Here is a 14,321-nt window from a genome sequence, read left to right as displayed (position 1 = left end):
AAAATTTCCAGTACCAGACGTGCCTTTTCTTCAGGAGTAAACTTTCTTCTCGTGGATGCCATACAACTAAGAATCTCCTTTTTGGCTGTCTAGTTTCTATGTAGCATTATAGATAACCCCATACTGATGTTTTCATTTACATTATCAGACTCAACCCATTCCTTAATATCCTTCTGAAACTCAATATTAAAATCATCGTATGAGAAAGAATTTGTATTAGCCTTACTCCCAATAAATTTATCGAGAATTGATAGCAGTGAAGTTTTTCCACAGTTATTCTTACCGATAATTAGTGATAAATCCTTTTCTAAATTTAGTTCGAGATTCCTTAACAGACGAAAATTCTTTATGTTAATCTGGCTAATTTTCAAGTTTTCTGCTCCATTCTACTTCAATTGCACATCGTATCTGTTTTTGGTTATTTTTAACAATCAATAAATTCGACAATTAAATTCGACATCCTTCTTTTTACATTTTTTATCTTAATGCAATCTACTAACTTGTTTCGTTAGAAAAATAGAATAAACCCGCAGCATTATTTGCCGCGGGTACGCAATAGACGTCTATAACCAGGTTAATGTAAACATACAGGACTAGGTGCCCGAGCTGAGTTACTTAATAAAGGATAGTTTCATGTTAGTAACATTCCCACTTTGAGCTTTAACGTATTCTTTGTCTAAACATCCATAGACGGTTAAATAAAGACTTCATTGGATAAAGATTGGCGTAATTTGGTTGTAGAAGTTATTAGTCCTGTCGTATGACCACATTGGCAATTATCAAAACTACTACATCGAACTATCCAATTTTTGTTCCAACTATACATAGTCGTCCCCCTCTTATTGTCTTTAACTAATTATCCCTTATATTAAATTGCTATTTTTAGAAATTAGTCTTAAGCAGATTCTTCTCTATCTTATCCACCAATATACACAAAAAAACAACCTCTGTTTTGAGATTGTTTGAGTAAAACTATTAATTTTTTTTCATATTACGAAACAATAATTTCTTTTAAATCATTGGCCAGAGATTTTGAGCCACTCAATCCTTTAATATATCTTAACGGCCCATGAGTCGACCAATCAATGATACTAAGCTTCTTGACCGATCTGCTAATACCTGAGTAATCAAATTGCTTTTTATTCTCAGAAGTACACTTTACTAATATCGTCGAACCGGTTATAGATAAAGCATCTAGGCAAACAATGTGTGTTAATCGAAAACCACTATAATCAAGCCATTGATGTGGAAAAGCTTCTTTTAAAGCATTATAGTAAGTTAAGGCCATGTTCAACTTCTCTTCTTTTGTATATGACAAGAGTACTGGCTCTTTTATTAGTAGATGCAATGTTCTGTATAAGTTCTGTAGTGTGATATGTCGACCTTTATTTCTTTTGCCAATAATACTTCCAATATTATAAAAAGGACTCTCCTGTCTTACCAGTAATTCTGTTGCAATCCAACTAATATCATCTGAATCTCTTCTAAGAAATTTACTTAATGAAGATCCGATCCCTCTTGCTTTCGTGTTAATTGTATCAAAAAGCTTGATCTCCTCATCCTCATCTAGACAATGAAATGCTAAAAACGGAACGTTAATCTCGGAGTTTGTTTCTTGGATATATCTCTTAATACCACCGAGACGATGTTGTCCGTCCATGAGTGAGGCTTTTCCTTTACAAATTAATCTCCCATATTGTGGTCTATGCTTATCATAGGCTGTGAATTCCCACAGTGAGCCTGCATTTAATAAAATAGGTGTAAAAAGTGCATCTTGTCCTTTAGAAAGATAAACTGCGAAATCGTTACAACGCTTTGGATCTACAGGTCTTTGGTATCCCTTTCCTGAAGGATCGTCAAATGGTTTGACAAATGTTAGGTTTAACGCAATTGATGCAGAGAGATTGCTTTGATAAGCTACTTTACCGCGCATTTTACATTGAATTACATTTTCAATCACAATGGGACTCGGAAGTAAATTGTTCATAAGATGTTTTCTCCTCTGTGATTTGATAATAGGATGATCAAATAATTTCCAATACTCTTTCTGTTTTAGGAAATGGACGAATAATTAAGTCTAATTTCATTTCATTTTCATTATCAATGGTTTCAGTAATAAACCCTAAATTAATAAACAATTGAATCACATCTTGCATATTTCTTGGATAAAAAAAACCGTTTCTTTCCAACCTAGATCTTACATTCACTTCTCGAGCATAATAGAGATTAAACTCGTTCATCTCATTTGTTGATTTAAATTCGGGCTCAATATCACGAAATTTCCAAAATACTCCTTTATCATTATGCCGAACTAAATAGTCAATAATTCGCTCTTTAGAGTAGTCCAAAGCAATACAGTTGCTAATTTGTGGAAGCGTTATTATGTTAACTAATGGAAGGCATGAAAGCCAACCATAATCATAAAGACTTTGGGGCATAATACATTGGCCCTCTGGAATCATTTTTAATTGGGAAAGTAGTCTTACTGTTATTTCCCCATAATTCATATTTGGACATCACCCCAATTCTTTTAATACTTTTCGCACAAATAATATACCACTTATAAGTTATATTTTCAATATATATAACTTATAATGGGGTTTATTAACAAGAGGTTCTTGCCTACTCTGATAATGAGGTGGTTTGATGACGTATTTAAAACAATTAGTCGGTGAAAAAATAAAAGAACTTCGTAAAAACAAAGGGCTTACCCAAGAAGAATTAAGTGAAAAGGCACAAATTAAATACACATACTTAGGAGACGTTGAAAGAGGAGTTAGAAATATTTCACTCGAGTCCTTAGAGAAGATCATGAATGCTTTAGAAATTAGACCAGGGGATTTATTTGATTACCGTGAACTTAGCCTCAGCTCTAATGAAATTGAATTAGAGGCTGCTCTCGAGATTCATCACAATTATTTAAAAACGAAAAGTGTCAAAGATGTAAAGATGATACATACAGTAACAAAAGAGATTTTTAATTCCATTGAAAATAAGTGAGTGATTTTTTTTGTTACATCCTAATACCTTCGTATCCACTTACCTCACTTCGTATCACAGAAAAAGGCTAAGTCAAATGACTTAGTCCTTTAGGATATTGTGCAAGAGAAAGCCGTGCCTTTGCAATGGCAGCATGATAGAAACCCTTTCATTATGAGAATTCCCCACCGATAAGGGCGGGGAATTCTTTTTGGCTAAATTGGTGAGACAAAAAAACAATGCAACAACAGCCTGAAAAGCCTCATATTATTTCGATATTCCATTGCCCTTGTCAGCAATTTGGGGCCATTTCGCTCCTATATCTTCGCTAATATATATATCTTTTTTGAAAGTTGCCAATATAATTCCACTCGTGTCAGTAGGATTTTGAGCAATATAAGAAATGGTATCTTCTTTATCCAAGGTAGGTAGTTTGATTTCTTTCTTTTCTTTACTGCTTAGATTGAATTGAAACATCGTCTTAGAATTTGCCGTCGGTATAAAAAATTCACCGTTTTTGTTAAATGCTGAAGATGTTACAACTAATCCCGTAAGCAACTTTTCAAAGTGATTTCCAGATACATTAAAAAAAATACAAAGGCTAAACATGTAAAGATAAAAACAGATCCTGATATACTACTTTTTTAAATTATTAATTGCTATTAACATTGGATGATATGATTCTTCTGATTTTTTCTTTCTTCTTAATTTAACTGAATGATATGGACATTCTAATGAGTTCATCCAATTTGTATCAACTTTTTCTTTTGGTGAGTGAAATTCAATGGGGTCATTTTCATTTTCAGGAAAGACCATAACAAAAAAGTCATTCGAATCATATTTAAAATCAATATTTCTTGGATTTTTTTGTTTTGGTGCATATTCTACAGAAGTTCGTAACCAGTTTTTAAAATGTCCATAAGCTAAACGAGCTATAACATGATTTAATGACCACTTAATATGAGAAAATCTGTTTGGATGCGTAATTGGATATCTATTTAGTAATACATTAAGTATTTTTCTAATAAAGATTTCATCTTCATCGCTTCCAAACTCAAGAACATTTAAACGTTCCATTCTATGTGTAGGATGATCTACATTATAATAATTAGGAATCTTATGCATTGACATTTTCCAAAATACAAATGCAAAAGCATATGGGCATAATGGCGGAAGTGATTTATTGTCTTCCTTTGAAACTCTAACTAGTCGATGAATGCATGTTTTATGATTCTTTAAAATGCTTTTTTTAAGATTTTTTTCAACAGAATGAATGATTTTATATGCGGATTTGCTAATTTCTTGTTCAATAGCCCTTGTTTCAAGATCTCTGTAACCAGAGAAAAGATCGTATACATTATTCACTTCTCTCCAAGATTTAGAATCGTACACTTTAGAGTTTAAAGATTCTAATTGTTGAATAGATAATGTGCTTTTTGATGAGCAAATATTATTATATTGGTATTGAGGGTTTGAAACCTTTAATAAAAATTGCATACTATCACTAATCTGATCAATATCAACTAAATCAAAAAAATACGTATTTTCTAACCTTTTTATTTGCAAATCATTCATAGAAAGCCACTCCAAAATTAAGCTATCTCTTATTTCGGAATTGTGTCTTTTCCATTCTGAAATGAATATTTCTGGTTTCCACGAAATTAATACATTTCCACATTCACAAGAATATGGCCCTGCAGTCTTTTTAATAAGCAAATTATAAGGAATTGGTTTTTCACATACAGTACAATTTCTTATTAGTGGACTGAGATGAAACGGACATTTATTTACAAACTTTAATTGATGCAAAACACTATGGTAACCATTTTGTAAACACTGCTGACAGTAGCATAAATAGTCTCTTAATAAAGCAAAGTTTAAATCATTTGAATGTTTATTAATTAATGAATTTTTAAACATGCTTAAAAATTGTCGCAAATTTTCTGTACTTTTTTGAGCTATACTTATTTGCAATTCATTTTTTATTTTATCGTCATCTAGACCAGATGCGTTGTATAGATCTCGATGTGAGTTTCCAATTATATTCTTTTTTTTCCTAGTGTCTTCTTTACTAAATAATTGCATGAAGTCCCAAGTGCTTGCACTATTAGCAAACTTAAATTTCTCAATTTTACTCCAAGACGATTCAAAATTTTGAATCCAATTAGGATTCCATGAATATTTCCTTAAGGTTTCATTAGTTGAAGTATTATCAATCATCAATTTCACATCCAAATTTTTCTACAACATTTCCATAAGAACTTCATTTTCAATATATCCGGACTTACGAATCGCCTCAATCCAGTTTACTTTGGTTAAAAAATCCTGATCTAATCCGTTAATCCCAAACTTTTTTAATACATATTCAATTGTTAATGTAAGGTATTGCATGGGAATCTCCAAATTTTTATGTAATCCGGCTTCTGTTCTCATCTCTTTAAAGGTATTGAGCAAATCTTCTGAGTATGTTTTCAATCTGAACCCATTTATATACGCTTGAGGGAAAAAGTACCTAGTAGGAGACCATCCACTTCCAATAGGAAATTCCGAAATTAGATCGTAACCATCGAGTAAAGTTTGTAATTCAGACAACGTTTTTAGACCAGAAAATTTATATTCGTGTACCATAAATCTTCCAACGATTTGTGCTTTTTTAGTAGCTAAAAAAGCTGTACGCTGATGAACTAACTCCTCTTGTCCAACTAAAATGGTAGTTAAACTTACACCAGCTAATTCAAGTCTATTATAAATGTCCATTAATATTTTGTATTCTAACTCTAATAGACTTTGAGCATCATCAATAAAAAGTAAAATGCGGTTTGTTCCTGAACTTTGAGCTTTCTCAATAAAATATTTTACAAGTCGATCGCTTTTCATAGGAACTTTACCTGAAAAAGGTAATCCATGACCAACAGCGACTAATAAATCCTCATAAAATTTATTATCATTGGCTTGCTTCTTACCTTGTTCACAACTGTAATGAAAGATTGGTAAGTTTATTCCGAAATCATATGGTAAAGCATGCTTTAGATATCTAACGGCATATGTTTTCCCTAATCTAGGTCTTCCGTATGCCATCCCACCTGGTGCTCTGTTTTCAATCCATTGTTTTATTTCATCGTACATATTAGATATCTCATCTGTCCCTATAGTATACCTTCTTTCTTCAATTGGATGATTACCTGTAGGTACATAGGGACGTTCGTATTCATCAACAAGAAATTCCATTCTTTTTCACCACCATTGTCATTAATGAAATATCGTTCTTAATACTTTCTTTGATTTTACCTCTTCAGATGTCCGATGCGATGATAGTTCTTTGTTTAAAGTCTGATTATAACTATTATTTTGAGTTACGGACTCATTTTCTTTTACTAATTGATCTAATTTTCGATTTAATTGAGCCAATCGGTTACGAGCAGATTTATTTGTTTTTGCTTTATTTTTAAGATGTTCACGAAAAATAAGCATTGGGTCATCATATTGGGAAAAGAAAATCTCCCGCTTCTCTTTGAGTTTAAGTATTGCTTTTCGGTCTCTAAGTGTATGAGGAGTAATCCCCCAATGACCTCCAGCTGTTAAATATCCCAAATCACTTCCATCATTTATAAACACTCGAATAGCTCGAAGATCCTCCACGTTAACAACTAAGGTAAGCTCAGAACCGATCAATGCTGGAGATCTAGATAGGACTTCACTACGATAGTCAACACCATAAAAATGAATCAAAGGTCGTTTACCTTGCTTTACGTTTCCTTGAACAGTGCGTGTCGTCTGTAAGGTGAGGAAGGCAGCTTCTTTTCTCTTATCAGGGTCCATAACGCGTGGTTCCATGCCTCTTTCTATTCTCTGTTTCATCAAATCAAGTGGGGCAAAATTATTAATTCCACCATGGGGTATACCGTTATAGTCTGAGATAATTACTTCAGTGATTTCTTCTAATTCTTCGATTGAAATGTTGAATTTTTTAGCCTGCTTTTCCGGGTCTTTCCTTAGCGGGTCAGATGGATTGCTCCCAGTCGTATTAACCATTTTGTGATAACCACGATCTTCAAGTGTTCTAAAAAGTCTCTCTATTATTCCCCTCTTCTCCGGAAACCCTACAGGACCGGGATTAACTCTACACTCAACAATATGATGTAATCTATCTTTTACCATTTTTGCAAGATTTGCTTTTCCATTATCGAAACTTAATTCTTCCCATAACCCCCATTCAGCTTCTGGGATTTCTGAGGAAGGAAAGCCTCCTTTTTCTAAATATTTAAGACCAGATATTGTTAACTCTCTTTTCTTATGAGGGACAACGGCGTCTTTGACACATAAAAGTACATCATCTGAATTATATTCTTTGCTAAGACTTATGTGCTTGCCTAGAATTGTACGTGTAGCTTCATCAACGATAACTAATAACCATAGTCGGTCTAAAATTTCCGTTATTGTATCACCTTCAGGCGTTGTATATGTAATAGTGAATATTGCATCAATACGATGACCGTCTAACTGTACCCTCTGATAGGGTCTAATAATCATTGGTTGTTGGATTTCTTCATCGATATGCAATAATCTAGCACGTCGTGATGCTTCATTACCATATTTTTTAGCAGCTTCTCCAAAATGTTCTTCTTGGAGTTTTTCTAAATATCTATAAAGTGATCTTTTAGCTTTATCCTTAGTATTAAAAGGATAATCATGTATGCCGATCCCTGACTTTGTACACAAACCAACAAAATAACGATGTACTAAGTTACCTTGTACGATAGGAACTTCATCGATCTTTATTCTCCGTTGCAAAAACGCTTTATCAATTTTTTCTTTAATATCTGGATAGTTATCAAGTAATTTAGAAAAAGCTCCGTTCAAACCAGAAGTTCTTGCATCTGGAGTTAGATCGATTTTAGTAGACGCCTTTCTGTTGTAGTCTGCTAATCGTTTTTTTGGAATTAAAGCTCGAAAGCCCCATATAAGCCCACTTTCATCCACGTCTAAACACCTACGAATAAATCTTCTTAACTCCTTTGCAATAATTTGAGTTTCATCAAATATTTTACTGTTCTTCATTCCTCGTAAATACATAATTACGGCTGTCTCTCTTTTTTCAAATATCTGCAAGTCTTCTTTGGAAAGTAATGTTTTATTTACACTCGGCCAGAAATCCGGGTCTAAATTCTTCTCATCAACTTTCAAATCTTCAAGTAGGCGTTTTCTTTTCATTTTATATAGACCTCCGTATTATGACCGATTGGGTAACGATCAATATTACTTTCCAAGATTCCCTCAACAATTAATAAATAAGCAATTCTTCTTATTTTTGTTTTGTGGTATTTGGTTAGTTCTTGTTCTATTTGATTTATTCTTGTACACCCGTTGTCAATTTTATTTTTAATTGCATCAACAATTTCTATTTCAGAGTTTATGGCTTGCCCCATATATGGCAATAGTATTTTTTTATTCTCAAGCAATATTAGATTTTTCCTTATCTCGTTTTCTCGGTTTACACTGTAGGCAAAATCATGCTCATAACACCACATTCTTTGAGCATTGACTTTCTCTATTGCACTGTCTTTTTTTCTCTTATGAGTAGAATCAATTTCATATGAATAGTTAACAGCAACAAATTCCTCATTCCCACCTTTCCACTTGATCCACATATCAAAAACGGATTTAATGGGTTTACCATTGACTATATAAATGATTTGTTTAGGTTTTTCACAAAAATCTAAAACCATTGGATTTGTTTCAATTAAAACCCAATGATCATATTCTAAGTCACCTTTCAAACGAACTTCTCTTTTAATCTTTTTACTGTATACATGCCACCTATTGCTTCCGAGATTTTCTTTTACTACAGGAGTGTACATATATTTCTCCTCAACAACATTATTCTTGTACAATTTACATGAATATTCTGAATACATTGAATTTCTACTATTTTTCATAAAATCCTTCTATTTTTATGAAATTTCTTGTAGAAATTTGGGGAAAAAGAATAAGAAATAATAGTTTAAAAGATTATAACAATACTTCACTATTGAAATCTTGCAAATGGGACTAGTTTATTGTCACTTAACGCTACCGTGCAGATTTTCTCCGCTACGGTTAATGGTACTATTTTATTGTCATTAACGTAGAAAGGGAGTAGTTTATTGTCATTAAATAATGACAATAAACTACTCCCATAAAGTCTGAAAACCCTTGATAAATCTAGGAAAACAATGATACCACTTTAATGTCGCTATACATATGTCGGATGACAAGAACTTTATCCCATAAATGACAAGAACTTCTTATCGGCATCCGTTTCAACTATCGTTTCCCGTTAACGTAATGGTCATCTTACTTAACCAGAACTTCAATTGCATGTGAAAACTTGCTATTTTCAATTTCAATACTTCTGGGATCGGCACTAAAATTGCTGCAACAATTTTAGCTGAGATCGGGGAAATCGATCGGTTCGATCACGCAAAGAAACTGGTGGCCTTTGCTGGTGTAGATCCAAGTGTTTTTTCTTCAGGCAAGTTTACAGCGACCATAAATAAAATAACTAAGCACGGCTCCAGGAGGCTTCGTACAGCCCTATATCAGGCAGTACGGTGTGGCATTCGTAGTAATAGAAATAAAAAACTAAGAGCTTATTATGATAAGAAGCGTGCTGAAGGAAAGCTGTTCAAAGTAGCAATAATTGCTTGTGTGAATAAACTCATCCACTGGATTTTTGCCATCTTGACTACTAAGGAAGCGTTCCGGTTAGAGTAATAAGCATGGAATAGAAATATATGGAATATCTTTCCGTGCCATGTAGGACGGTTCTTTACCATGCCCTTTTTTAAGTATACCACCTCGTGATGTGGCCATTAATAATTAAATATTGACAAGCTATTAGCTGGAATAGTGCAATGAGGCAGTCGATCGTACTGACCGGCTGCCGTTGTGTCTTTATTGAGCTATCGTTATCCGAGTTAATCGTAACTTCAAACCAACTCAACAAAATGTTCTTTATTTGCAACAAAATATTTCTCTAACAACTCAGTTACATTCGGTTCACAATCATAATATTGATTGTCGAATCGTTCATACTCTCCCTCTCTTGATGCCATTACAAAACCCAAAACGGTATTTATTGTTTTTCTAATTTTTAATGAATACTGTCTATAGGCTTCACCCAAGATATCCGCTTGTTTAGATGCACCTAAAGATTTGAGAGCATTTATTGTTTCATTAACTTTCTCCGTGCCTTTGTTTTCAAAATATTGAATATGTCCCCCGTTCTGAACTTCCGAATCATACCAGAAGCATAGATGGGCAATCCTTTGTATCTGATTGAGGTCCTCATACTCCTCCATAGCTATTAAATCAATAAAAGCATTCCACTCTTCATAAGGTGATTCAATAAGCAGGTCCTTGCTAATTCTCCTTAATATCATTGATACCACCTAACTTTGTAAATACGTTTGGTTCAATCATATCACTTTTCATATGTTTCAGGTTTTTGTATTTATTAGAACTATCCTGCCAGATAGTTCAACGAGGCTGCCATCCGTGGTAGTCTCGTGATGTCGTTTTGTTGCAGCTAGCGTACTCCGTTGAAAAAGTTACTCACGATAATTCTATCCAAAATCTTTTAATAACGTTTCCGTTTCCTCAACGAAGTTTGAATCTGGTATTCCACCATTCTTCAAAATTGTTTTCTCAGAAGCTATATTACCTTCATCACAAACAACAAGGGCTTTTTCAATTCCTAACTCCTTAGCTTTTTGCAGAGATAAAGCTAACAATTTACTCGCATAACCTTTTCTTCTCTCTTTCGGACGAATTCCATATCCAATATGTCCGCCACAATTAAATAACTTTTCTGTTAGACGATGTCTAATGTTAACAGCACCAACCACCTTATTACCAACAACTAACCAAAATGTGGAGTCTGGAACCCAATTTCCAGGCAGATTTTCACCTTTTTCATTATTAAGAAGAGACTGCACCATAGCTTCAAAGTCAGAAGGATCTTTACTTATAACCCATGGCACCATGTCTTCTCCACTTTCAATCCATTCTTGATAAAAAGCAAGATATCCGTCCTTCAATTCTACTGTGGGTCTGACCAAAGACATACTTAACTCCATATGTACTCATCTCCAGTCTTATATCTAAATTTACCCAATAATATCATAAAGTGTTATGTGCGACGAGGGGCGATTACGCATTACTGCCCGTTACTTCAATAACCGAAAAAGGAGATGCCGTAAAGCAAGCTCCTCATAAGTTCTGATTAAAGGGTTGGAGAAATAATTAAAACTCAACATCGCGAACTTTAGAAAATACCATTGTATCTCTCAATGAACCATCTACGTCACACGCATCTTTTCGAAGAATTCCTTCAAAGAGTGAATCCCTGCCGTTCGGCAACTCGTGCACTCCGTGTATTACGAGCATCACAGCGGATTTCAATACGATTAGCTTGTAACTCATGTATAGCATAGTTTGTTATAGCATCCACTGCTTCAGTAATATATCCTTGATTGCCAAAAGATGTACGCACCCAATAACCAATTTCAAATTTACGTGCTTGCCAATCAATTCGATGTAATCCGCTACTACCAATAAATTTGACCTGTTTCCTTCATTAAAAGGAGTAATCTTAGATCGGTGCGATCCAGGAATTGTAGTCTAGATCGCCGTATACTTATTTCAGACTCTTCAATTGTAGGAATGTTTTGAGCCCACGGCATCCAGGGACGCAATTCCTCGATGCTTTCTTTTATTACCTTGCGCGCGTCATGACTAACAGGTCATGAGGTGTGAGTGCTTCCTCTAAGCCTGTGAGACCAATGCCGCCATTGTTCGGCATAGCGTATTTCATAGAAAAAATTTTTACTTTACGCCACCCACCCCATCTTTTAACAAGAATGGTTAGCTTAATAAAACGAGCAGGTTGCTGTGGGCACCTGCTCGATGTCGTTTTTTCAACTATGGTTATCCGTTGAATACGGAATGTCTCTATGCCTCGAAAGCGATGTGTCGACCGGGAGTTCGACTTTGCCGAATAACGGTCAGTTCGCATAGAGGTACGACTTCACATCCAGCCCGACGTAGGCTTTCCATATGATCAGATTGTACGGATAGCTCCAATCCATATCGGGCTGACCAGACTCAAACATCTGGTGTAGCCGGTTGCTGTTGAAAATGATCGACCCTTGCTGGTCGAAGGCGACACCGTCCACCCACAGCATCCGATCATCCGATACGATCGAACGAAAGACGTTAGTCGAAGGCGAGTACATTCCTACCCCTTTGCCTTCCAGCATTGTATAAAATACGTTTCCTTTGTTGTCGGCGTGCATCCCGTCCGTAGTGGTGCTTTTGCTGCCGATTGCTTTAACGGCCTTGCCGATGTCCTCAAGGGGCACGGAGAAGTCGCGCAGCAGTGCGGTATCTACGGCATAAAGATTGCGGCCTGTTATCGGGCAGTAGTACAGTGTTCGGCGATCCGCAGACAACGCGATACCGTCCGAGCCGATGCGCATCGGTTTCTCCCTGAATACCGGGAGCAGGTCGATTGCGAACCGGAAGCCCGGCACGTCCTGCGTGCTGTAATGACGATCAAGAACACGGCGTAGCTGCTTTGTCTTCATATTGTAGACAATGATACCGCCGGCCACCTGATGATCCGGCCACCCGTTACCGGAATCGGTGATGTACACGTATCCGTTCTTGTTATCGACAACCAAATCGTTCAGGAATGAGGTCCGGTAAGGCGCGATCATATTCGGAATGTCGATCGAGTCGAGCAGCTTCTTCGTAGTCAAATCCCACACGACAAGCTTCTGCGATCCCTCCGGCGAAGGTGCGTAGGCGATCTTGCCTTGATCCAGAAGCCACATCCGGTTCAGCTCATCAATCTCGTAACCCAATACGGATTGAAGTACCTTTACATTTCCGGCCTCATTCCAATCCCAGCTCGGGAAAGGCTCCAACAGCGGCACCCCCTCCTTAACCACGATCCGGTTCATTGTCGCTGGAATGCCCTCCGCCCAACGCGGTACCGAGACGTAATAATTCCCCAGAGTATCGATCTTGACTCCACCTGGCATTGCATGCTTCCATGCTTGCTTGGCTTCGAACTTCTGTTTTAGCTTTGGATCGGTAAAATTCCAATCGAGATGGTTCCAGTGGAATATCATATTATAGCGGCCGATTTGTGCGGCCTCATGTTGCTGCTGTTCCGGTTGAGCCGCTGAGGCGACGGGATTGGCGACGCTAACGTAAAGCAACACAGGCATTATGACGAGCAACAGCTTACACAAACATTTCATGCTTTGCTGAACCCCCTAAGGTTTGCTTCCAAAAGCTAATTTTTCATTTCCAGCTTTTGTTATACCTAAAGTAAGGTTTCCACTTTACTTTTCCTTTATTCCCTTTTCAGTCAATAGCCTTCGATGTCTGCGGCCCGATCCCCCCTCTAATTCCACTATCCTGCCCGGTAGTTGTGCATTTTTTGATGACAAAAATTCCCCTACATAAAAAAATAAAAGCTTGAATTATCAAGCTTTTTCTGAATGAGTAATGTAGGCAATTTTGTGTCATTGTATTCATGCCTGCCCAGCCATAAAAAAAGCCAGCCGCGAAGCGAGCGCGGATCGAAGTCATTTTAACATCGGAGCTTAACCACATACCAATCAATGTAATAAGAGCAGGCCACACAGGGGCGGACTGCTCTTTGTATCGCGTTTTACGTTCATACCAATTTTTTTGACATTCTGTATAAGGATAAAGCCGGCTTCTCAATCTCTCCCGTTTTTTGGTATCCCAATTTCTCATACAGCTTGATCGCAAGAAGATTTTCTTTTTTTACAGTAAGCGAGCATTTAGGAAAGCCTTTCAAAACGGCTTGCTCCTCGGCAAATCGGATTAACTCGGAACCTACCCCCAAGCCTCTGCTTTCTGGCAGTGCAGCCAGTGTCCCAATATGGAACTCATCTTCCCTGCCTTCTTTCAAAGTGATCATGGAATAACATTCTTTCCAATTCATCATGTTATAGCCGATAAGCCCCCACTTTCGATAAGAAAAAAGTTTCAAGAAGGTAGGCCAAGCAAGGCGATTCATCAGCGTAATGGGGTAACAGGTAATCATTCCCAGGGTTTGTTCTCCCATTTTTGCTTCGAAAGCATACTGATGACTGAAGCGGTTGTTGTCCCATCGCCATAATTGATTGAATGTTTCGTTTATTTTGCTATCTTCTTTAGATCCCGCAAGCGAGTATGCCATATAGTCAAGCGCCAATTGATTCAATCGTCCTCCTACTGACGAATTGGGATCAGCCTTGTCGATTGTGACTTTAATCATTTCT

12 protein-coding genes and 3 pseudogenes are annotated in these 14,321 nt (G+C 36.3%); 2 read left to right on the top strand and 13 right to left on the bottom strand.

Annotation, left to right across the window (positions count from 1 at the left end):
* Positions 1 to 89: 89 nt before the first annotated feature.
* The 3 genes from ICC18_RS32120 to ICC18_RS32110 form a co-directional block, all read right to left on the bottom strand.
* A complete protein-coding gene (locus ICC18_RS32120; RefSeq protein WP_188178481.1) occupies positions 90 to 371 on the bottom strand; it encodes an AAA family ATPase in 282 nt (93 codons plus the stop codon).
* 620 nt (positions 372 to 991) lie between these two features.
* Positions 992 to 1,987, bottom strand: coding sequence for a DGQHR domain-containing protein (locus ICC18_RS32115; protein WP_188178480.1), 996 nt, complete (start codon positions 1,985 to 1,987; stop codon positions 992 to 994).
* Positions 1,988 to 2,024: 37 nt separating this feature from the next.
* A complete protein-coding gene (locus tag ICC18_RS32110; RefSeq protein WP_188178479.1) occupies positions 2,025 to 2,507 on the bottom strand; it encodes a DUF6042 family protein in 483 nt (160 codons plus the stop codon).
* Between the two features lie 139 nt (positions 2,508 to 2,646).
* Between ICC18_RS32110 and ICC18_RS32105 the strand changes: the two genes are divergently transcribed.
* A complete protein-coding gene (locus ICC18_RS32105) occupies positions 2,647 to 3,000 on the top strand; it encodes a helix-turn-helix domain-containing protein (protein WP_188178478.1) in 354 nt (117 codons plus the stop codon).
* A 246-nt stretch (positions 3,001 to 3,246) separates the two neighbouring features.
* Here ICC18_RS32105 and ICC18_RS32100 read toward each other — a convergent pair whose 3' ends face one another.
* The 5 genes from ICC18_RS32100 to ICC18_RS32080 form a co-directional block, all read right to left on the bottom strand.
* The gene (locus ICC18_RS32100; RefSeq protein ID WP_188178477.1) at positions 3,247 to 3,537 is read right to left on the bottom strand and encodes a hypothetical protein; all 291 of its coding nucleotides are present in this window, start codon (positions 3,535 to 3,537) and stop codon (positions 3,247 to 3,249) included.
* Positions 3,538 to 3,615: 78 nt separating this feature from the next.
* A complete protein-coding gene (locus tag ICC18_RS32095) occupies positions 3,616 to 5,199 on the bottom strand; it encodes a hypothetical protein (protein ID WP_188178476.1) in 1,584 nt (527 codons plus the stop codon).
* 21 nt (positions 5,200 to 5,220) lie between these two features.
* Positions 5,221 to 6,207, bottom strand: coding sequence for an AAA family ATPase (locus ICC18_RS32090; protein ID WP_188178475.1), 987 nt, complete (start codon positions 6,205 to 6,207; stop codon positions 5,221 to 5,223).
* A 21-nt stretch (positions 6,208 to 6,228) separates the two neighbouring features.
* Positions 6,229 to 8,190, bottom strand: coding sequence for a TnsB C-terminal domain-containing protein (locus ICC18_RS32085; protein ID WP_188178474.1), 1,962 nt, complete (start codon positions 8,188 to 8,190; stop codon positions 6,229 to 6,231).
* Positions 8,187 to 8,915 carry a TnsA endonuclease N-terminal domain-containing protein gene (locus ICC18_RS32080; protein ID WP_188178473.1) on the bottom strand — a complete coding sequence of 243 codons (729 nt, stop codon included), beginning with the start codon at positions 8,913 to 8,915 and terminating at the stop codon, positions 8,187 to 8,189. Before ICC18_RS32080 ends, ICC18_RS32085 begins: the two co-directional genes overlap by 4 nt.
* 457 nt (positions 8,916 to 9,372) lie before the next feature.
* On the opposite strand from ICC18_RS32080, the pseudogene ICC18_RS32075 reads away from it, so the two are divergent.
* Positions 9,373 to 9,732, top strand: a pseudogene (locus tag ICC18_RS32075) (transposase); the annotation flags it as partial.
* Between the two features lie 215 nt (positions 9,733 to 9,947).
* Here ICC18_RS32075 and ICC18_RS32070 read toward each other — a convergent pair.
* The 5 genes and pseudogenes from ICC18_RS32070 to ICC18_RS32050 all read right to left on the bottom strand — a co-directional run bounded on the left by ICC18_RS32070 (position 9,948) and on the right by ICC18_RS32050 (position 14,317).
* On the bottom strand, positions 9,948 to 10,400 hold the full coding sequence (locus ICC18_RS32070; RefSeq protein WP_188178472.1) for a DMP19 family protein: 453 nt from the start codon (positions 10,398 to 10,400) through the stop codon (positions 9,948 to 9,950).
* A gap of 172 nt (positions 10,401 to 10,572) precedes the next feature.
* A pseudogene (locus tag ICC18_RS32065) lies at positions 10,573 to 11,084 on the bottom strand (GNAT family N-acetyltransferase).
* A 178-nt stretch (positions 11,085 to 11,262) separates the two neighbouring features.
* Positions 11,263 to 11,741 (bottom strand): annotated as a pseudogene (locus tag ICC18_RS32060) (GNAT family N-acetyltransferase); the annotation flags it as partial.
* 282 nt (positions 11,742 to 12,023) lie between these two features.
* Entirely contained in the window at positions 12,024 to 13,154 is a 1,131-nt protein-coding gene (locus ICC18_RS32055) for an L-dopachrome tautomerase-related protein (RefSeq protein WP_188178483.1), read from the bottom strand.
* Between the two features lie 554 nt (positions 13,155 to 13,708).
* Entirely contained in the window at positions 13,709 to 14,317 is a 609-nt protein-coding gene (locus ICC18_RS32050; RefSeq protein ID WP_188178471.1) for a GNAT family N-acetyltransferase, read from the bottom strand.
* Between the last annotated feature and the right edge of the window lie 4 nt (positions 14,318 to 14,321).

It is taken from the genome of Paenibacillus sedimenti (assembly GCF_014534655.1).
GTDB lineage: Bacteria > Bacillota > Bacilli > Paenibacillales > NBRC-103111 > Paenibacillus_E > Paenibacillus_E sedimenti.
Note: the sequence above shows the minus strand (reverse complement) of the source record. Positions and strands in the feature narration are given on the sequence as shown.